Source organism: Thermodesulfobacteriota bacterium (genome assembly GCA_034189135.1).
Taxonomy (GTDB): Bacteria; Desulfobacterota; Desulfobacteria; order Desulfobacterales; family JAUWMJ01; genus JAUWMJ01.
The window spans coordinates 1-21,679 of sequence record JAXHVO010000034.1 but is presented as its reverse complement, the minus strand read 5'-3'; the positions used below and the strand labels follow the sequence as shown (position 1 = coordinate 21,679).

Genomic DNA, 21,679 nt, shown 5'->3' with positions numbered 1-21,679 from the left:
CAAAAAAAGAATATTAAACCTCTGCGGTCTTTGCGACTTTGCGGTGAATACATTTGCATATCCGCATAGCAAAGCTGGAATATTCAGCTTTGCTAAAGGCTAAAAGAATTATTTGAAATGAAAAACGAAGAGATAAAATTAGAACAAGAACTGACTTTCAACCGATTTGACAGGATGTGTGAGCGTTATCCGAAAAAAGACGCGGTGATTTATCTGGGAGAAAGTTTTTCCTATGCCCGTCTGAAAGATTTAAGTGACCGCTTTGCCGGCGCCCTTTCCGATATGGGAATTCAAAAAGGGGACCGGATAATGATTTACATACCCAACTGTATCCAGTGGGTCATCGCCTTTCTTGGAATACAAAGAATCGGTGCTGTGATCGTACCGGTGGCTCCGATTTATACTTCATTTGAAATCGAATATATGATCAAGGATTCCGGGGCGCAGACGATTATTTGCATGGATACTAATTATTGTTATGTAAAGGAGACCTTCAAAACCACCGGACTTAAACGAGCCATTATAACCAATTTGACGGACCTTCTTCCGCTGTGGAAAAGATATCTGGGTATACTCTTTGACAGGATCCCCAGCGGCAAGGTAGAGAAAAACAGCCGGGTTCATCAATTCAAATCCCTATTAAAACACAGGCGCCTGAAGTCAAAGGTATCCATCGATCCAACCAACGACCTCTCCTACATCCTTTATACCGGGGGAACAACCGGTTTCCCAAAGGGAGTGCCGGGGAATCACATCGGAATGACTTCTTACGTGAATGATGTAACGGATGATGTCGCCGGGGAACATCTCAAAGAGGGCGAGGATGTTTATATTGCCATCAACCCGCTTTTTCATATCATGGCCCTGGGCCTTTTTATGGCAATCGGGCTGAATAAAGGCAACACGACCATTCTCATGCCAGCACCCCAGATCGATGCTGTGCTTGAATCGATTCAACGGTATAACGTACGCTGGCTACTTGGTGTTCCGGCACTGTATCGGATGATCCTGGAAAATGACAGGATTGACCGATACGATTTAAGTTCTCTGGTTTATTGTTATTGCGGCGGGGATGTTCTGCCCGAGGAAGTGGCGCAGCGATGGAAAGAGCATTGCGGCGTACCGATTTACCAGGTATATGGATCCACCGAAGTTGGCCATGTGACTTACAGCAAGATCGGCAGAAAATCAGAATCGGGTATTATAGGTTTTCCATTAAAGAGCAGGGAGTGCATTGTGGTAGATCCGGATACTTTAAAACCGGTTCCGCAGGGTGAAAGCGGAGAGCTTCTGGTTACATCTCCCTATACCATAAAGGAATACTACAATAAGCCGGAAGAAACAAAACAGACTTATATTGAGATAAACGATAAAGTGTATTGCCGGATGGGCGATTTTCTCAGCTTTAATTCCGATGGAGAGCTGGTCTATATGGAACGCTCAGCCGACATCATCAAGCACAAGGCCTTCAGGGTTTCAGCCTCAGAGGTGGAAACGACTCTGCAGGACCATCCCACGGTGATTGGCGCATGCGTGGTCGGCATCCCCGATCCAAAGGTGGGGGAACGGATCAAGGCGATTGTGGTTTTGAAAGAGGATGCCAGGGGCGTTGGCGGCGCAGAGTTGCTCAATTGGTGCCGTGATCGATTGGCTCCCTACAAAGTTCCCGGTTATATTGAATTCAGAGACATGTTACCCAAGTCGAAGGTAGGAAAACTGCTCAGGCGTGAAGTCCGGGATGAAGAACGCAGGCGGATTGAAAAAGAAAAGGAGTAATTACGGGTTGCGAGTTTCGCGTTACGTGTAATAAAAAAAGATTATTTCCTATTCATACAACTTGTAAGTCGCAACTCAATGTCGTTAACTTATTCTAAGTTTCGAGCAATTAATGAATATCGAACAAGGAATATCGAACCGCAGAAGTAAGGAGAAACACTTCGTAACTCGACATTTCTTGTTCGATATTCTGCGGTTCAATAATCAAAAATCACTTAAGTTAACGCAATTGACATGTAACCTGTAATATAATGTTCCAGCGTATCATATGAAGAAATGATTTGATTACGGTTAAATAAGGAGAACCTCCCATGGGAGAATCTATCTTAAATAACAAACGAATTCTGGCGGTGGACGATGAGCCCGATATCCTTGACACTCTTGAGGATCTTCTTGAAGACTACAGCGGTCTGGTCCTGGATAGGGCACAGGACTACGAAACAGGCTACCATCTGATTCGTTCATGGACCTATGATGCTGTCATCCTTGATATCATGGGTGTTCGTGGATTCGATTTACTCAATGCCGCTGTTCATCTTGGTTTTCCTGCGGTAATGCTTACAGCTCATTCGCTTTCATCAGAAAGCTTGAAAAAGTCGATCGAAATGGGTGCCAGGGCTTATATCCCAAAGGAAAAAATGATGGAGATGGCCCAATTTCTAGAAGACGTTCTGACCCTTGAACATCGTTCCAGTTTAAGAAGAATGTTTGAACGCCTGAGCGGCTTTTTCACTGAAAAATTCGGGCCGCAATGGCAAAAGGACGAAAAAGAATTTTGGCAGCAGGTCGCTTCAGGAAGCTATGAACCCGAACCGGTCATTCTGCGCAAATGATTGTCTTAAAAATGGTAAGCGTTCACATCTGCAATACCTGTGAACCCTTAAAGAACAGAGATTGTGTGACCTTTTTGTTCCGAATGGGCGCGAACCGTTACTAAACATCAATTCTCAGCACTTTGGCACCCCGGATTTTTCTTTCCCTCAGTTCAAGCAGTGCCTTGTTTGCATCTTCCAGGGAAAATTCCTCGACTTCAGGTATTATAGGGATCTTTGCTGCCAGTTCAAGGAAGTCACTGACATCTCTACTTGCCACGTTGGCCACGCTCTTTATCTCCTTTTCCATCCATAGATGCAGCGGGTAGTCGATTTTTAACAGGTAGTCTTTGTCTTTTTCTTCCTTGCGTATGGCATTAATCACCAGCCGGCCGCTGTGATTTAAATTTTTTAAAGCTTCCACCACAGGCTTCCAGGCCGGAGTGGTGTCAATGATGCTGTCAAGCTTTTCAGGGGATTCTTCGTCCGTATTGCCTGCCCAAACAGCGCCAAGTTCTTTGGCAAAAATTCTTTCCTTTTCACTTCTGGCAAATACAAAAACTTTGCTCTTTGGGTATTTATGTTTGACCATCTTCAAGACAAGATGAGCCGAAGCTCCAAACCCGGTAAGCCCAAGGTTTTGTCCGTCTCTGATTTCTGTTAGTCGCAGAGAACGGTAGCCGATTGCTCCGGCGCATAGCAGGGGTGCGGCGTGGACATCAGAAAATTGATCGGGTATGGGAAAGGCGAAATCTTCTTTAACCGTCATGTATTCGGCATACCCCCCGTTGGCGTCCTGCCCGGTGGCTTTAAATTCTTTACACAAGTTTTCATCCCCCTGGAGGCAAAATAGGCACTTGCCGCAGGACGAAAAAATCCAGGCAATTCCCACCCTGTCTCCGATCTTATATTTTTTTGCACCGTTTCCAACTTTCTCCACTTTTCCCACGACCTGATGGCCCAGCACAACCGGAAGTTCAGGCGGCGGCGTTCTCCCTTCTATTTCATCCAGCTCGGTATGGCATACTCCGCAGGTTGAAACCTTAACCAGTATCTCCCTTTCGCCGGGAACAGGATCAGGCAGATGGACCATTTCCAAGGGTTGTTTATTCTCAGCAAAATCGCAAATATTTTTTAAAACCATTGCTTTCATTGTATTTCAGCCTCTTTAAATTCCCAACTTGTTTTTAAAATTTCTTGCTCTGCTCCGACTTACCGGAATCTCCGTCGATTTTTCGTCCGACATATGAACCAGGTAGCGTCCGTTGAACCAGGGAATGACTTCCCTGATACGGGAGAGATTGACCAGATACGCCCGATGGCTTCTGAAAAAATGATACGGCAACAACATAGTTTCTAGTTTGCCAAGGGTGGAAACACTGTGGCACACAAATTGGTTGTTTTGGGTATATATAACTAGCTTTTTTGCTTTCGACCGGCAAAAAAAGATTTTTTCCGGATCAAGAAGAAGAATACGGCCTTTATTTTCCACCGATATTCTAACCACCCTTTTGTCGGCTTCACCGATGTTTTCTATCAGGCGGTCCAGCTCGGTGATGGTGATGGTTTTGCTGTTTGAAGATAGTAGGCCTTTTGCCCGCGCAATGGTTTTTCTGATGCGATTTTCCGAAAAAGGCTTTAAAACATAATCGATCGCATTTGCTTCAAAAGCCCTGACCGCATATTGGTCAAAAGCGGTTGCAAAAATAATCAGGGGAGGGCGGTCAAAGGATGAAATCATTCGGGCCACATGAAAACCGTTTTTGACCGGCATATGGATATCGAGAAAGACCAGGTCCGGCTTTTTTTCTCTTATCACATTGATGGCCTTTAAGGCAGAATTCGACGAAGCAACCACTTCAACATCTTCAATTTTGGAAAGTATATAGGTCAGTTCATCAACTGCCGGTGGCTCATCATCTACAATAATACAGCGGATCTTCATGAAAGCTTCCTTTGAAGTCGGCAAAGTCGGCAGGGGGAAATACGGTACCAAGGTCCCCAAACTTTTCGAAATTACAATTTTAAGAGGTTTGAGTCAATATTGTTTTTGTAGCTAAAAAAAGGGAATTGAAGGAATGAAACAGAGCAACCCATCATACTGACGGCATCAACATGCGATCCAACTGTTTTTCAACCAGGCGATCGTTGCTGTTTAAATATTGTTTTAGTACATCATAACCGATGAGCGGTGTTTCAGAATAGGGAAAATGGATTGTCGGGGTTTTGCCAAATGCCTTGTTTAATTCATCTCCTGCAGAACTATTCTGCTTTTTATTATAAACAATTTGATTGACATCAATATTAATATCTTTCAAGCCTTGAAAAATACGTATCGATTCCGCCAAAGACAGTTCATCCGGGTTTAAAACCAGCTGTACCCTGGTTCTATCGCTGTTTTCAAAGGCGGTTTTTAAAGTCTGAAAGTCATTTTTCATTTCACTGATTTTATTTAACACTTTATCCCGCTCGATTTCTTTTTTAATCAGCTTTATTTTAGTGATCATTTCTCCTTTTTTAATAATTTCCTGCCGCAACGTCAAAAGTTGTTCGATCCAGATTAAGGAAAGCACAGGCAGGTTAAAAAATTTTAAAGAGAGCGCGGTAGGAGCCATGTCAAAAATCAGGTAGTCATAATCAGAAAAATTGTGTTGAATATGATTAAAAGCCAAGATAAGGGCATACTCTTCCAGGCCGGGGGAGTGCTTGATCACCTTAAAATAATTTTCCAGGTTAAATGCGGTTAAATAGGAATAGGTTCGGTTGACCTGATGCTGTATTTCCTTAAGATAGGCTTTAATCCATTTGTCCTGATCAACTTCAATGACGGAAAAAGCATGCGTTACTTGCATGGGTTTATCGGAAAAGCTTTTTCTAAAAATATCGGATTGGTTATGGGCGGGATCTAAAGAGACCATCAGTACTTTAAATCCTTTTTCAGCCAGGTAAACAGAATACAGGGCGGATGAGGTCGATTTTCCCACACCACCCTTGCCCATGAAAAATAAATTTGCCGGTTTGTGCATAGCTAACCTATATCGAATACGGAAAAAAGTTGTGACAGCGGCTCATTGGCGGTATCAACCTTTTTCATCATTAAAATCATTTCCTTTTCCATTAACGGCATCAGATCAAGCGATATTTGCATCGGTGGTGATGGCATGCCGATAAAAGAGCCCAGTACCAGAACCGCGAAAATATGGTTCAGTTCCTCATGCTCGGTCTCAATACATTCGACTGCCTTGTCCCGGGCAACTTCATCCGCAATTTTCCATGTAGAAAAGAGTTTATTTATTATAAATTTTATAATGTTAGGCATGATAGTATTTTAATTTTATTTGAGTCCAGCATGTTTATTTTACCCTAAAGATTCGTTTCTCAAATTCGATCCGCTTTTGTGACGGATAAAAATAATAAACGGCGTAAAGGGTGACTAAAAATGTAGCGGTGAAATAAAATTTTTTAAAATCAAAAAGATAAGCAAACAAACCCAGATAAGGGGTGACCAGGGCCATCCGAATCAGATTTTGTTCAAATTTGATGAATTTTGATTCAGCCGTATTTTTTTCATTACTCATTCGATGGGCAAACAGCGATCGCAAGAAAATAGGGGCGGCGATGCCACACACAACGGATAAAACGAAAACCACAGGCGCTAAAATCGATATAAATGGAGGTTGGCCCAAATAAAAGAAATTAAACCTTTTGGATAGGTAAATACAAATAAATCCGACCATGGCAGGTATCAAGAGGGTAAAATAAGTTTTTTTTAATTTATCAATCATAACTGGGCATATCCAGGTATAGCCAGGAAAATTTTAAAACGCATAAAAAGAAACGGAAGTACCGCTGCTATGCGATACTTCCGTCTGATGGTTGTTTGTTAAGTTTCTTGTGGTGTTGCACCTTCGGCTGGCTCACCGGTACTGAACAGTTTAATAAAGCCTTCAACTGCAATCCAGATAGCCACGATAAGGATGACACCGTTGATGATCTGCAGCAGCATGTTATGCGCCGTCCCGAATTTGGTCTGGTTCAATATGAGCGCCCAGATGGTCATAATGCACATAAACGCCGCAGGAATTCCTGCAATAACCCATTTCAGTCCGCCTTTGGCTTTCAGATAAACCGCAATAATAATCAGCACCAGGGCGGCCAGTGTCTGGTTGACCGCACCGAAAAGCGGCCACAGTTTCAAAGCGCCTTTCCCACCGGCTCCCGTAGCAAAGGCCAATACTATGGCAGTAGCTACAGCTATAAATGTGGCCACATAACGGCCGGTCAAAAAGTCAAGTTTCACATCGCCGAAAATTTCGGCAACCACATACCGTTGAATCCGGGTCGCTGTGTCCAGGGTGGTTCCGGCAAATGACGCCACAAAAACACCCATAATGACAATACAGACTCCATGCGGAATGCCCAGTGTACCGATCATATTGGCCGCACCGATGACAAACGCGTTGATTTTTGAACCGAGACCTGCGGCAGCCGCCCAGGAAGAGTAATGGGTGGTCCATGCGGCAACGCCTACAACTGTCTCGCCTCCTTTAGGCGTATACCCCATTCCGATTCCGGCAGCAACGGCAATCACCACCAGTGTGGCCAGTGTGCCTTCCATCAGCATGGATCCATAGCCCACAAACAGGGAATCTTCCTCAGTGCGCACCTGTTTGGAAGAGGTTCCCGATGAAACCAGTGCATGAAATCCGGAAATCGCCCCGCAGGCGATGGTGATAAACAGGAAAGGCCACATGGGGGGTGCCTTTGCCGGTGCAGTTTGTACGGCGGGAGCCACCAAATCCAGATTGCCGCTAAATGCAGTGAACAGTACTCCCAAAATCAGCAGGGCAAGAGCAATAACCAACTGGTGCGAATTGATAAAATCGCGTGGTTGGAGCAAGGTGGTCACCGGCAGGGTCGATGCGATAAAGGCGTAGATAAGCAGAATAATTATCCAGACACCGGTAGGGGGAATTCCTGCGATGGCAGGCATTTTAACCGGCACATAATAGCCGATGATGAAGGTGGCATACATCACAATCACGGCTATAATCGACCAGGTCATCACATTGGCACCCTTTTTATAAATCAGATAGCCCAGATAAATGGCAATGGGTACTTCCAGCCACACCGGGATCACCGATTGGGGAAATATTGCAAAAACAATGGCAATCACCAGACCAAAAATGGCAATAACAATCCACAACTCAAGGAAAACGATTAAAAAGAATAAAAACCGGGTCCGGCTGTTTACATATTTGGCTGTATATTCCGCAACCGACTGCCCCCGGTTTCGCATGGAAATAACTAACGCACCGAAATCGTGAACCGCGCCCATCACGATTGTTCCGAAAAAGATCCATATCATTGCCGGAACCCAGCCCCAGATAATACCGATGGCCGGCCCTACAATGGGTCCCGTACCTGCGATTGAGGTGAAGTGGTGCCCGAAAATCACTTCTTTTTTAGTGGGCACATAATCAACCCCGTCTTCCTGTTCAACGGAAGGCACCGCGGCATCGGGGGACAGATTAAATATTTTTTTGCCGATAAACTTGCCGTACAACTGATACATAACAATGTAACCGACAAAAGCGATCACCATGATCAATAACGCTTCCATAATTCCTCCTTTTGGGTTAATGGTGTTAAATAAAATTTCAGCTCTTTCAGCCTACCCTCTTTTTCATCCGTTAATTCCAATCTTTTAAAAATTGGTTTCACCTTTTTTCGAGGATTCTCTTAATAACCGAACCCAGGTGAAACTAATAACCGTAACCGCTATCCATTTTTTTAATTCTCACCCTGCAAGGCAAGGTGAGAATTAATTTCTGATTGGTAAATTCATAACCTGGCCCTCCTTTTTATTAATTGATATTTGAATAAAACCGTTTATTTTTGCTAAAACACTGTTTCAGATCCACTGAACATCAGCTCAACTCATGCATGAGATCTGAATTTGTCATGGGAACCTTTAGTTTTACCGTTGTGCCTGAATCCTGTTTGCTGTTCATTATCAATTTATATTGTGGGCCGTAGATCTGTTCCATGCGTTGGTTGATATTTTTAAGACCGATTCCTGGGGAATTATTGTCATGGTTGTTTTTGTTGAAAATATTTTCACTTTGTTTTTCATCCATGCCGATTCCGTCGTCCTGTACCATAATCTGCAGTTCTTTTTTATGTTTTGATATCACAACCCGAACCGATCCCCCCTCTTCTTTGGCCGAGATACCATGCTTGACTGAATTTTCTACCAGAGGCTGGATAATTAACGGGGGAATGGGCCATTGATCATATCCGGGTTGAATGTCCATGGTAAATTTGATGCGTTCGCCAAAACGGGCCTTTTCTATGGCAAGATAAGATTTGACCTGCTGCAACTCGTCGGCCACTGTCACAAAATCCTTATGATTTTCCAGGCTCTTTCTCAGATAACTGGAAAAATTCATCAGAAGCTCCCTGGCCTTTTCCGGATTTGTGCGGCAAAACGAAGTAATGGTGTTTAATGAATTAAACAGAAAATGGGGTTCGATCTGTGATTGCAGGCGCTTAATTTCAGCCTGGGCAAGAAGCTGGGTCTTTAGCTGAATATCCTCCAGTTCTAGCTGGGTGGAAAAGAGATTCGCCAGGCCTGAGCAGATTTGGAAATCGATACTGTTGAGAGGTGTTTTTTTGTCACCATACAGTTTTAAAGCCCCTACAGTATTTCCGGATTTCTTTAAGGGCACTATTATGGCAGATTGGAGCGGGCAGTTGGGCTGATTGCAGCCGACTTTGCTTTTTCTTTTAATAAAGAGCGGTTTGCCTGTTTCCACCACCACCTGGGTTGATTTTATCTGTATCTTCTGTCCTGCTTTGTGATGGTCCTCTCCGGCCCCGATAAAGGCAAGAATTTTGTCAACATCTGTGATGGAAACGGCGGCGACTGAAATATGATCAAAGATGATTTGGGCAGTGGCGCAGGCTGTTTTAAGATTGAGTCCGGATCGCAGATGGCTGAGGGTAAGATTTGCGATGTTTAAAGCCTTTTGTGATTGTATGGAAGCAATTTTTTCTCTGCCTTTAAGCACCACGCGGATGATTTCCACAAAGAGGCCCGCACCCATGGAATTAAGAAAAATCATGGGAAAGGACACCATTTCTACCAGGTGTAATGCTTCTTCAAAAGGCCTGGCCAGGGCTAAAACGATCAGCATATGGATCGTCTCTCCTGCAAGTCCGATTACCACAGCCAGTCTCCAGTTAAGGACACTTTCTTTTTCTTTTAATCTGGCTGAAATCAGCCCTGCGGCTATTCCTTCCAAGAACGTGGAAAGACCGCAGGGTATACAAGTAAATCCACCGAGATCGATCAAAATTCTGTGCCCGCCGGCAATCAGGCCGGCACCGATACCGACTACCGGCCCCCCGAAAAGCCCTGCTGTGATGACCGCCATGGCCCTCAGGTTGGCAATTCCGCCTTCCACCGGAACGCCCACATAGGTTCCCAGTATGCCGAATGTTCCGAAAAACAGGATCAATACAAATTTGTCTTTTAAGGTGGTTTCCTTGAGAACCAGTTTGCGAAAAGCACCCCAGGAAAGCAGCAGAAAGGCAGCCACCGCAATTATTCCAAAATTCTTAAATAATGTGATCAGAAGCTCGGTAATTGTCATTATAAGTCTTTATCTTTTTACAACCGCCATGCTGAAGGCGGTATTTTATTTTTACCCTTTTTATACTTATTGATAGAAGGGAGGATCACATCACAGGTCAGTCTTACCATGGGGGCGGATGCCAAAAACCCCATTGACACCACAAGATATCCAAGTTTGGTCTCTCGCGCATACAATGTGCCCTTTTCGAAAACAAGATTCGCCTCTTTGGCACCATGTAACGATTCAACAAAGGGTTTCCAGTCACGACTTTCCGGTTTATCAGACAATGGAGCGGAAAACTCCTCGTAAATCAAATCACCATCAAAGGAAACGATCATGATCCCGTTTACATCCTTTAAATCTAGCAGGTCGTCAAAAATTTTTTTCATAATTTTCCTCTCTTACAGGTAATGGTTTTCTCCTCGAATTATGACTCTCCCACTGTGCGGGGGGTTCTTCCCAGTTAAGTGGTACCTCTTTTACCATACGTAATAAGGGCTATATGAAAAAAACTCAAGAGTTAATACCATAAAGAGGGAAACAACAGCCACAGAATTTGGCTGACAGGTATATTTATAGGGATGAACGGTCGTTTATTTAACCTGAACGGCAAAAAGGGTCTTAGCCTAAGGAGTTATATTTATTGTCTGGGAACTACATAGGTGGATGGACTGCAGGCTGAAGACTGTCGGTGAAAACACATTTTGAAGCCATGCTTGTTACCAGAATCAGATATTTTCACCAAAGTGCGGCAATGGTGCTCTGTTTATCTCTTCCGCCCAGACAGCTTCAGCCTAAATAGGTGAACGACTACGAATTTTGAATTTTTTTCAGCTCCTGCCACACCTCATTCACCTGCTTGGTGGTTTCTTCTAAGGTGCTTTCATTATTTATGATAAATTTTGCAAAACCGACCTTGTCATCTATGGGAAGCTGTGACTTAAGGATGTTGGCCGCATCGTCCTGGCTGATTTTATCTCTTAATGCCAATCGTTCCACCTGCTTTTCCGGGGAAATATAAACCAGGATGAGCTCGTCAAACAGATACTGGAGATTCAGCTCCACCAGAAGTGGAATGGATACCTGAACAATGGCATCAGGTTTGTTGGCGGTAATCTCATCAATCTGCTGCAAAAAGGCTTCATAAATGGCTGGATGAGTGAAGCTTTCCAGCTTTTTTCTCTTTTCAAAATCTTTAAACACAATATCTGAAAGCTTTTTTCGGTCCAGTCGGCCGTCTTTATCGAGTACTTGTCGGCCAAAATAATCCGTGATACTCGCCAGGCCGGGGGTCCCGGGTTCCACCACCTGTCTGGCCAGCTGATCAAAATCTATCAGGGGAGCTCCCAGTTCTTCCAGCATGTCAGACACCGTGCTCTTTCCACTCGCTATGCCACCGGTGATTCCCACAATTAAACGATTGTCATCCCCCTTCAGCTTTTTCATAAAAGCATCCGCCTTTTTGTAGGAGGGGGGAAATAAGGAGGCTACATCAGCTTCCGCCCCGGCAAAACTGATGGGATAACGGACTCCCCTGCGGTAGAGCGCTTCCAGTCCCCTGAGGGCTTTCTCCATCATTTGCGGCGGAATCGCCATCACCATGTCTTCGTCCTGGGCACTGCCGTAACGCCGTTCTCCGTAGCACGGTATGGTTAGTGACGGTTTGTTTGTCAGATAGCACCGGGCAATGGCGTCAGAGCATGAAGATTCCCCCACGCAAAAAAACTGCATGACTTCATAATCTTCAAATTGAAGCGCGTTGATTAGCAGCATCATCTGCGCCGGATTGGCATAGATCAGCACAATATCCGGTTCAAAGGGATTATACACCAGTGGGGCCATGGCCACGGCCTCGTACCGGCCAAGGGGTAACCGTGGAATCGACGATTCATATTTTTTACCGTCTTCTTTGGTCGCCACCCAGACAATACTGCGAAAAGTTCCATCTTTATAGGTTTCCGGGGTGTCCGTTAAACCAATGATGGAAGGACAGCCGGGAAAGATAAAATCATCCAGCACGGCACCCACTGTCCAGTCAAAACATCTAACCTGGGTGATTAACTGACAGAGGGTCACTTTTTTATCACATCGGCGTAAAAATGGTATCGTATTAAGATCTTCTTTGTCCTCGAGCATTTTAAACGCAACCGGAAAGGCTTTCAGTCGCAGTAACAGTTCCATTCTTCTGATTATCTTTTCCCAATCTTGTGACACTGTCATTTCGCATTCTCCTTTCTAAAATTCACCGCATTATAGTCTCCGTTTTTCAGAGCCGCCAGAAGTTCTTTTTCATTACTGATACTGCCGGTAAACCGGGTGGCGTATTTTCCCACCTCATCCACCTCATGGGCGTCACTGCCGCCTGTTGCCGGCAGCTTAAGGACAGCCGAAACCTCGGCTGCCAATTTGTTTTCTTTTTCAGTCACTTTTCCGTTCAAAACCTCAATGGCGTCCACAAACTGAAAAAGAGATCGCGTCTTGGCTTTTTCCGCTGTCAGACCCAACTGCCCGGCACCAAAGACAAGAAAGCCCCTAAAAGGATGGGCGGCGATCATAAAACCATCTGCGTTTAGGACTTTCTTTTTAAGATCTTCAAGCTTTATGATCCCCCGTATATCTTTATACATCCCGAAAACCAACATATCACCCTGATCGGTGGTAATTTCATTTCCCCTGAGAATCAGAAAACCGTGCTTTTGTCTTAACTCTTCCACCTGTTTTTTCTGCCAAACATAGTTATGGTCGGTCAGGCAGATACCATCCAATCCGATGTTTTTGGCCTCTTTAATCAATTGTTCGGTGGCAGCCGAACTGCAGGGCGAAGCCGGTGACGTATGCGTGTGCAGGTCAACAAACACCCCTGCAGATTTTTTTTCTGAAGTATTTGCTGTCTCGATAGAATCTTCTTTAGAGGTCGCTATTCTAATTTGAAGTGGTTCTGCTTCCACCTGAATGGAACGAACAGATGCAGGTTCAAGAGCGGTTTGCCTCTCGCCGGATAGAAACTGTTCCAATGTCAGGCTGGGTTCATCGGTTTGGGCAGCCTGCCACTTTACAATGGTTGCAGCCTCTTTGGCTGCATCGCAGCTTTCGATTAGAAGGTTGGCAAAATGGCGGCAGCCTTCACGGCCAATAATTTTGTGGACTTTGGCAGCCAGCTCTTCATTAATATAAAATTTTGTCGCTGACTGTAAAACGGCAACGGCGCGAGGACATTCCGGAGTTGTAAACCGGTTCCAGCGGCCATCGATCGATACAATTTTTAAGTCATTTAAGCGAATAACAAGGTCTATTTCCAATCCATAGATATCATCATCAAGCACTCCGTGGACTTTTAATGTGTCCACGCTATTTTTTATTACAGAGACCAGTTTGTTGCGGGAAAATTTCAGCATGATTTTGTCTCTCCAAGCTTAAACGGTGGTGGTCTGAACAACGAATCCAGTTTGCTTCAATCACAGTTATAATGGCACAATATTGAAATTGCTGTTATAAAACGAACTCAAGTTTGGCATTTTTTATTTTAAGCCAAAAGGTGCCAAACTTGAGTAAATAACATATTTTTTTACTCTGGAAGAAAAAATTTCAGGACCGTCCATTCATACTATGGCGGATCAATTCCTTCTACTATTGGACTGCCGGGGCGAAAAGCGGCACACCGATTGTATAACCGAATGTTATCTTTGACCATATTGGCAAAATAATCTTTTTTCTCATCTTCAGCCTCAGGAATCGTCTGCAGTGTATCCTTGGTAAATGCCAGAATCACACCATGACAGCATTCTTCAACCATGAACGCAAGCTCTTTGCAATCGGTCACCTCACCGATCAGGCCTTCAATAATTTTAAGCATTCCTGAACCGATCCTAACTCCGATGACTTTTTTTAGAGCGATGTCGATTTTGGTATCATTCATGTTCACCGCACGGGGGAATTCACCTCCGGCAGCTATGATCTCCAGATCCGGCAGACGTACGGTGATTTCAATCCATGCCTCGGTCAGAGTATCCTGCAGGCGGCAGACGGATTTTAAAGTTTGATCATCAATTTGTTCCACGCTGGTACAACGATTTCTGGAAAAGCAAAGTGTCGGTGCCATAAAATGGGTCTCCTGGTATGGTTAATGCCTGGGGGTAAAGGAACAGCGGGTCACCCTTCTGTCACTTATCCTCCGGGGTCAAGTTTCAGCCTTCAAGTTGTCGCCTGTCGAGTTTTGTAGTTTAAATCGCCAGGCGCAGAACCATTCTTCAGGATGTTCATCCGGCGGGCATCCGATGCATTCGGTGGTGATCCTGGGATCAATTGCTGTGGCGAAATAGGGATATTCAACCAGTCCCACCGACTTGCAGGGATAATCAGCCAACCCCTTGCGTTTGCGGGCTGATTGAACCCGACACTCGTTCATTTGAAAAATGAAACTGTGAGGGCCTTCTGGTATAATCGATTGGGTATTGATGCGGGCATAAAGACGGAAGCCAAGGGCCTTTTTTAACCCTTCGAGTCCGGGGTTTTTAGCAAGATTCAGAAATTTTTTGATGGACCATGCTTCAAAAGGAGAGAAATGCGCCCAGCAGGAATCGTTACAACGTTTGGCATCATTCATACCGCTTTCAAATTCTACCGCTTGAAACCATACCCCGTCATTGGCCAGCCAGTTAACGGAAACAGTATGCAAAAGTTCAACAAGCGATTCTTTAGGCATATCAAGAAGGGGCGTTGGGATACCGCCCTTCATTTGAAACCCGAAGAGTTTGGATAGCCTTTTCATCTGGATGCCGATGCTTTTTTCCGATACAATCTGCAGGGTATCCAGCGCTTTGCCCATCCCCATCTGGTGCCTGACTTCGGTAAACCACAGGGCATAGTGGATAATAATTCTATGAAACATGTCCATCACCAGATGGACGGTATCTTCCCGGCTCAGGTCCTCTACTCGATCCGCTTTTTCCGGCATAAAAGTACTCCTCGGTTGGTATCTCAATGGTGAATCGATGGTAACTCAGTTGGATAGGCTGAAGAATGTGAGGAAAAAGCGCATTTTGAAGCTTCGTTTGGTAAAAACCAGGATATTTATGCCAAAATACGGCAATCGTGCTCTTATGATCTCTTTAGCCTTCAATCAAAACAACTTTCGCCTGAATATATGAACAGTCATCCTTTATTATGTTTTGGGTCGGTATTGTTCAGGCAAGACCGCCTTGGAACTCCATCCTTTAGGCAGCATCTGCCCTGGTTTTTCACCCAATTTTTCCTTTCTTTTCTTCAAACCGGGTCTGGCAAAATGCATGTGGCCTTCCTTTAAGGTGCGGCCGTTAATAACCGCATCGGAGCGTAATCTACGGCCGATGGTTTTCTCCATCTGCCTGCCTAACCACAAAATGCGGTCCACATCGTAGCCATGTTCTATGCCCATCTCATCAATTTGAACCAGCGTGTCTTCCAGGGTAACCAGGCCGACATATCTGGGGTCTTCATAGTAGTAGTCTCCGGTACCTCTGGTGGGGCAGTCATCCAGAAAATTAGCGGGTTGTCCGCCCAGACCTCCCAGGGTGGCTTCAAAATTGATAATCCCGGCATGCAGAGCAGCCAGAACGGATGCCGAAGCGACGCGTTTGGTTTCATGGAAATGGGCGATATGAAGCCTGGGGTCCGGAATTTCATCAAGAATCATGGAGTAGTAACGGTAAACCTCCGCAGCCGAAGCACTGCCGTCATGGTCGGCGTGTTCAATGTCATGGGCGCCGATCTCCAGCCATCGTTTGGTAAATTCCACCGCATCCTTCATGTCCGTGGCACCCCCAATGGGGCTGCCCCAGATGGTACTCACCGTGCCGCACATGTTCATGCCCGCATCGTTGCATTTTTTTGTGCATCGTTCGGCTTCGGCCCAGTAATCGGGAAGGGTTGTGCCGGAATTGGCAAAATGATGCTCTTCTTCGGTTGACACCATCATCAGGAGACGATCTGGTCCTATTCCTTTTTGCTTAAGCTCAATGGCGCGATCAACGGCACCTTCACGGATGGTAATGGCTGTAAGCACAATGTCATCGTAATTTATACCTTTTTTTTCACATCGTTTTTTAAAACGATCACCTTTCAGGTGGGTAAGCAACTCCTCCGCATCCCTGAACTGTGGCATGAGAAACGGGTTTCCCAGATTGGTTACTTCAATATGGCGGCAGCCGGCAAAGATCAGTTCTTCAAGATAAAACTTTTTTGCTTCGGTAGAGATGAATTTTTCTTCATGCTGAAAACCGTCACGAATGGTTATATCACCGATGGTTACTTTCTTCGGCATTTTGGGAAATATTTTCCAATAATCATACTCGGTCATAAAATCCTCCTTGGTAAAGAATTCTGGTCCTATGGACCGGGTTTAATGGCTTAAATAAATAACTCTAAAAATATTTTTGCTTTTTGAACCGCAGAATATCGAATAAGGAATAATGAATGTCGAAGTGAATTATAAAGAAAAAACCTTCTTAATTCGAAATTCCTTGTTCGATATTCGATATTTGAATAATGCTCACTTGAAATAATAATATATAGCTTTTCAAGGAAATTAGATAAATTTTCAAAGTGTTAGCTTAAAAAAAATTCACTATTTCCCCTTATATACCGGCTTTCTTTTTTCACGAAAAGCGGCAAGACCTTCCAGACGGTCTTCAGTAGGTATGCAAATCCAGTAGGCATTCGATTCAATGGCAAGGGCTGTGCCGAGATCGGTCTCAAGGCCGTAATTGATCGCATACTTTGCCTGTTCGATCGCAATGGGGCCTGTTTCACATATCATGCCTGCCATTTTGTTGCATTCGTCCATTAGCGCCTCGGGCTCGCAAATTTTATTGACAAGACCGATACTGAGCGCCTCTTTGGCTCCCACCCTCTGACCGGTGAATATAAGCTCTTTGGCTTTTCCTTTTCCAACAAGCCGGGGAAGTCTCTGGGTGCCACCACCGCCTGGAATGATGGCAAGTCTGGCTTCGGTAAGTCCCATAGAAGCGTTCGTTGATGCGATACGGATATCAGAAGCCAGTGCCAGCTCTGTTCCTCCGCCCAGCGCCACACCGTTTATCCCCGCAATGACCGGTTTGTTCAGCTGTTCAATTGAGGTGAAAAGGTTTCGTATGGTAAATATATATTTTTTAACCTGAATCGGTGAAAGGGTGATTCGTTCTTTAAGATCCGCTCCTGAGCAAAATGCTTTTTTGCCTGCTCCGGTGATGATAATGACCCGGACATCCTTATTAAATTGTAAATCTTCGATTTCTGCCTTTAGTGCAAGAAGCAAATCAAAATTAAATGAATTCATCACTTCAGTACGATTAAGGGTAAGAGTGACAATTTGGTTGTTTTCTTCCTTAAGGAGAATACTATCATTCATGGTGACCTCCGCGAATCGAATAATTGAACGAGCGCTCACTCAGATTTTTATTTATAATAAACCCCCCGATGCTGTCAAGGAAAACTTAGCATGTTTTAAAAACTTTTAAACTATTTGTAATCATTCATAAAAGTGCCTAAAGCTTTATGGCAGTTTTTGATATAGGGAAGCACTTCTTTTGATTCTTGAAAAGGCAGGAGATAGGACAGTGCTGTTTGGTATCTGGCTATATTCATATAACTTATGGCGATGCACAGGCTTAACTGCTGATTGTGCGGAAAATGCTTCAATCCATGGGAAAGTATGTCGATGGACTGCTGGTAATTTCTGTTTTTTTGTCTGGCAATGCCCAGTCCCAGGTAAGCTCTGGAGTCGGGGTGATAGTCGAGGGCCATGTTGTATAATTTATCAGCAATTTTTTGTTTTCCCTTTATCGATTCAATTCCGGCATAGTCGCCATGGTCAAAAGTCATTGCCAGCCGCGATAAAAAATCGGAATGCATCGGATACAACTCCTTTTGGTCGATAAGGGAAATCGCATCCACAAATCCAGGAAGCATTTTATAGTAAGCGGTCCTTAGCTTGTTACCGAAATCGAGAATCATTTTTTCACTCAATTCTGCATCGGTTTCAAAATACATAATATCTTCAATTCGTTTTAGCCAGATATCATCCGTGACATTATGTTTTTGCTTATAATCTTCATAAAGCGTGGTCCCGGGAAACAGATCTAATATGTAAAAGATGGTAGCCAGTGGTTTGATTTCACGGATCAGCTCTATGGTTTGTTGGATTGATTCCGACGATTCTTTCGGGCAGCCATAGATGAAATAGGCGCGGGCCAAAATTCCGTATTTTAAGGTAATTGAAAAGGCCGTTTTTATTTGATCCGTGCTAATATTTTTATTAAGAAATTTTCTCATTTTTTCACTTCCACTTTCAACGCCGTAACTGATTTGAATACAACCCGCTTTTTTCATCCAGTAGATAATGTCATCATTTACGTAATTGACCCGGGATATGGCCACCCAAGCAATTTTTAGTTTTTTTTGCAGAATTTTTTTGCAGATTTGGATGACCCGGTTTTTGCTGATAGTAAAGGTGTCATCGGAAAAGTAAAAAAAAGTGATTCCTTTTTGGTAGAGGGCCTCGAGCTGCTCGACAAAATATTCAGTGGAGTGAAATCTTACTTTAGTTCCCCAGAAACGGGGGGATCCGCAGAAGGTGCATTTCCCGGGGCATCCTCTGGTTAATGACAGGTGGTTAAAAGTAAAATATTTTGCCGGTACGGGCAATTCGTCCAGATTATTTATCGGTTTACTGGGTTCTGTTTTCAGCATCTCGCCATTTTTTTTGAACGCGATGCCTGTTATGGTTTCAATGCCTTTGGGGTCATTATTTTTAAGACAGTTGACCAGTTTTAAAAAGGAATATTCCCCCTCTCCGATAACCACATAGTCAATTTCCTCAAAATGGGTCAAAAAATGTTTCCATAAAAAAGTGGCGCCGATTCCTCCGAACACGATCTTGACGCCTGGATCAATCTGCCTGGCGATTCGAGCAATTTCAATCCCTCCCCACCTGTTTGCATGAAGTATGGAGAAGCCGATGATATCCGGTTTTTTTTCAGAAAGGATCCGGCTAATTTTTTCCGGCGTTTTATTGATATTATGCCAGTCTAAAATTTCAACCTCGTAGTCATTTTGTTTCAACACCGCCCCCACATAAAATAAACCTTGGGGGACGATCGCAATATCGTCTTGATGAATTCTGTCTTCAAGAAAATATGGATAAATAAGTAATATCTTCATGATAAATCATCTTTAAGGGTGTAACGCATACATTTGAACTGAACACAACATACCGTACACCATATGGTTGCTGAGTACCATATATGGTATCCATCGGTCTATCCGTTTCTCGATAACTTCTTCAAATTACCGTTTTGAAAAATTGACAATACGAAAATAAGAAAAACATTCTCCCAATAGTATAAACTGCAAACCGTAGCCAGTTGATCGTTTCCCCATCCAGCAATGTATACAATATATTGGGGGCTTAAATACCATATGTACGGTATATGGTATTTATAACAGGATCAATCAAAAGCAAGAATCAAATCTCTAATTCTTTCCATATTAAAATAACTACAATTCAGCAAGGGGCTATAGTCCTTTTATATTGATTTTAGCTATAATTTGTACAATATAACAAGAATGAATCATCCCCTTGGTGTGAAAGCGGTGCTTTTTGATTTTGACGGGACTTTGACCAAACCAGGTTCCATCGATTTTAATTTGATAAAAAGAGCCATCGGTTGTCCTCCCGAAAGCTTCATTCTGGAATTTATTGAAACCATAGACGATCCTGTCCTAAAGGAAAAAGCAGTATCTGTGCTGGAAAGCCTGGAAAACAAAGCGGCAAAATGTTCGGAACCCAACCACGGCGCAGAAGAACTGTTTTTGTATTTACGTTCAAATGGAATAAAGACAGGGATCATCAGCCGCAACAGCCTCGAATCAATCCAGAAATCCTTTGGTAATTTTAAAACCATCAACGCCGCTGATTTTAATGTGATCGTTACCAGAGACGATCCGGTCAAACCCAAGCCTGATGCGGACGGAGTTATTCTGGCAGCTAAAAAACTGGAAGTGGACCCGAAACAACTGGTTGTGGTGGGGGATTTTCTCTTTGATATACAGGCTGGAAAAAACGCCGGGTCGATTACGGTTTTTTTAAACAACGGACGTAAGCACGATTTTCCTGATCCGGAGAGCGATTACACGATTTCCCGACTGGGTGAACTAAAAAAGCTTATCCGCCCTCTAGTGCCCCTTCCTGCAGGAAAGTTTCCCCAGGACCTTCTTGAGCGGTTTTTGTCGCATCTTCCCTGTTATGATCAATCGGTGCTGATAAAGCCGGGGATCGGTGAAGATATATCGGCTGTGGATGTGGAAAATGAAGAAATACTGGTGTTAAAATCAGATCCCATTACTTTTACCACTGATGCATTGGGCCATTACGCGGTAATAATCAATGCCAATGATATTGCCACATCAGGGGCCAAACCCAGGTGGTTGCTGACTACTTTTCTGTTTCCCTGCGGGTTCACCGCATCTTCGATTTACCATGTCCTGTATGAAGTTTCCGCAGTATGTCAAAAATACGGCATCACTTTATGCGGGGGCCATACTGAAATCACCGATGCGGTTACCAGACCGGTTATGACCGGGATGATCGCTGGAACGGTTAGCAAGCATGATTTAATCGATAAAAAGAATATGAAACCCGGAGACAAAGTGCTGTTTACCAAAAAGGTGGCTGTGGAAGGGACAGCCATCATTGCCGGGGAATTTAATATCGGGTTAATGAAGCTTGGAGTCACCAAAGAAGAACTCGAAGATTGCAAACAGTTTGTTTCCAGCATTAGTATTTTAAAGGAAGCTGAAATTTCGCATCGATTTGGTCATGTGAGTGCCATGCATGATGTCACTGAAGGCGGACTGGCCACAGCACTCGATGAACTTTCTATTGCAGGCGGGCACAGACTCAGGGTTGATATGGACAAAATTCCTCTGTTTCCCCAGACGGAAAAGATTTGTCGGCTGCTCAATATCGATCCCCTTGGACTTATCGGTTCCGGCAGCCTGTTGATTTGCTGTGACAGCAATATTTACCGGGACTTGATGCGGGAAATACGAAATGCAAATATACATGTGACCTGTATTGGCGAAGTCATCGAAAAGGGTCGTGGAATCGAAGCTCTCAGCAACAACACTCCAGTTAAATGGCCATGTTTCGAAGTGGATGAGATAGCCAGGCTTTTTTCATCAGGGTAAGCGAAATTTTGAAATAGTGTTAGTTTTAGAAGACGTATTGGGGCCTGAAGGTCTTTTAGCCAAGGGGAAGCTAAAACCTTACAGGCCCTATTTTTTATGGGCGATTTGTTCTAATTAGTGTCTGAACGACAATTGAAAACTGTTTGAATTTACGATGTAAAATCGCATAGAAGTAAAACGAAGATTTTCCAGAAAATGCATAATTTACTTGCATTGGCAACTCGTTAA

General features: G+C 43.9%; 18 protein-coding genes. 3 read left to right on the top strand and 15 right to left on the bottom strand.

The genetic code is table 11. The features are described from left to right. The first annotated feature begins 117 nt into the window (after window positions 1–117). Window positions 118–1,776 carry an AMP-binding protein gene (locus tag SWH54_05120; protein MDY6790634.1) on the top strand — a complete coding sequence of 553 codons (1,659 nt, stop codon included), beginning with the start codon at window positions 118–120 and terminating at the stop codon, window positions 1,774–1,776. Window positions 1,777–2,087: 311 nt separating this feature from the next. Then, the gene (locus SWH54_05115; protein MDY6790633.1) at window positions 2,088–2,609 is read left to right on the top strand and encodes a response regulator; all 522 of its coding nucleotides are present in this window, start codon (window positions 2,088–2,090) and stop codon (window positions 2,607–2,609) included. A gap of 100 nt (window positions 2,610–2,709) precedes the next feature. Here SWH54_05115 and SWH54_05110 read toward each other — a convergent pair whose 3' ends face one another. From SWH54_05110 to SWH54_05040, 15 genes are all read right to left on the bottom strand, one after another. Continuing rightward, complete coding sequence (locus SWH54_05110) at window positions 2,710–3,741, bottom strand: zinc-dependent alcohol dehydrogenase family protein (protein MDY6790632.1); 1,032 nt, start codon at window positions 3,739–3,741, stop codon at window positions 2,710–2,712. Window positions 3,742–3,756: 15 nt separating this feature from the next. Continuing rightward, complete coding sequence (locus SWH54_05105; protein MDY6790631.1) at window positions 3,757–4,533, bottom strand: LytTR family DNA-binding domain-containing protein; 777 nt, start codon at window positions 4,531–4,533, stop codon at window positions 3,757–3,759. Window positions 4,534–4,684: 151 nt separating this feature from the next. Next, window positions 4,685–5,614 (bottom strand): ArsA family ATPase, encoded by a 930-nt coding sequence (locus SWH54_05100; protein ID MDY6790630.1) that lies wholly within the window; start codon window positions 5,612–5,614, stop codon window positions 4,685–4,687. A gap of 2 nt (window positions 5,615–5,616) precedes the next feature. Beyond that, window positions 5,617–5,907: a hypothetical protein gene (locus SWH54_05095; protein MDY6790629.1), complete on the bottom strand. Its 291-nt coding sequence runs from the start codon at window positions 5,905–5,907 to the stop codon at window positions 5,617–5,619. Window positions 5,908–5,941: 34 nt separating this feature from the next. Then, the gene (locus SWH54_05090) at window positions 5,942–6,373 is read right to left on the bottom strand and encodes a hypothetical protein (protein ID MDY6790628.1); all 432 of its coding nucleotides are present in this window, start codon (window positions 6,371–6,373) and stop codon (window positions 5,942–5,944) included. A gap of 98 nt (window positions 6,374–6,471) precedes the next feature. Next, window positions 6,472–8,211, bottom strand: coding sequence for a carbon starvation protein A (locus SWH54_05085; protein ID MDY6790627.1), 1,740 nt, complete (start codon window positions 8,209–8,211; stop codon window positions 6,472–6,474). Window positions 8,212–8,518: 307 nt separating this feature from the next. Beyond that, entirely contained in the window at window positions 8,519–10,246 is a 1,728-nt protein-coding gene (locus tag SWH54_05080) for a LytS/YhcK type 5TM receptor domain-containing protein (protein ID MDY6790626.1), read from the bottom strand. A 17-nt stretch (window positions 10,247–10,263) separates the two neighbouring features. After that, window positions 10,264–10,617: a hypothetical protein gene (locus SWH54_05075; GenBank protein MDY6790625.1), complete on the bottom strand. Its 354-nt coding sequence runs from the start codon at window positions 10,615–10,617 to the stop codon at window positions 10,264–10,266. 421 nt (window positions 10,618–11,038) lie between these two features. Further along, the gene (gene coaE, locus SWH54_05070; GenBank protein ID MDY6790624.1) at window positions 11,039–12,448 is read right to left on the bottom strand and encodes a dephospho-CoA kinase; all 1,410 of its coding nucleotides are present in this window, start codon (window positions 12,446–12,448) and stop codon (window positions 11,039–11,041) included. Next, window positions 12,445–13,623 carry a PHP domain-containing protein gene (locus SWH54_05065; protein MDY6790623.1) on the bottom strand — a complete coding sequence of 393 codons (1,179 nt, stop codon included), beginning with the start codon at window positions 13,621–13,623 and terminating at the stop codon, window positions 12,445–12,447. Before SWH54_05065 ends, coaE begins: the two co-directional genes overlap by 4 nt. A gap of 209 nt (window positions 13,624–13,832) precedes the next feature. Then, window positions 13,833–14,327 (bottom strand): hypothetical protein, encoded by a 495-nt coding sequence (locus tag SWH54_05060; protein ID MDY6790622.1) that lies wholly within the window; start codon window positions 14,325–14,327, stop codon window positions 13,833–13,835. Window positions 14,328–14,405: 78 nt separating this feature from the next. Then, complete coding sequence (locus tag SWH54_05055) at window positions 14,406–15,182, bottom strand: DUF6125 family protein (protein ID MDY6790621.1); 777 nt, start codon at window positions 15,180–15,182, stop codon at window positions 14,406–14,408. A 207-nt stretch (window positions 15,183–15,389) separates the two neighbouring features. Further along, on the bottom strand, window positions 15,390–16,562 hold the full coding sequence (locus SWH54_05050) for a pyruvate carboxyltransferase (GenBank protein ID MDY6790620.1): 1,173 nt from the start codon (window positions 16,560–16,562) through the stop codon (window positions 15,390–15,392). A 267-nt stretch (window positions 16,563–16,829) separates the two neighbouring features. Continuing rightward, window positions 16,830–17,612, bottom strand: coding sequence for an enoyl-CoA hydratase-related protein (locus SWH54_05045; protein MDY6790619.1), 783 nt, complete (start codon window positions 17,610–17,612; stop codon window positions 16,830–16,832). A 110-nt stretch (window positions 17,613–17,722) separates the two neighbouring features. Continuing rightward, entirely contained in the window at window positions 17,723–19,423 is a 1,701-nt protein-coding gene (locus tag SWH54_05040) for a radical SAM protein (GenBank protein ID MDY6790618.1), read from the bottom strand. A 405-nt stretch (window positions 19,424–19,828) separates the two neighbouring features. On the opposite strand from SWH54_05040, the gene SWH54_05035 reads away from it, so the two are divergent. Then, a complete protein-coding gene (locus tag SWH54_05035; GenBank protein ID MDY6790617.1) occupies window positions 19,829–21,451 on the top strand; it encodes an HAD-IA family hydrolase in 1,623 nt (540 codons plus the stop codon). Window positions 21,452–21,679 lie beyond the last annotated feature (228 nt).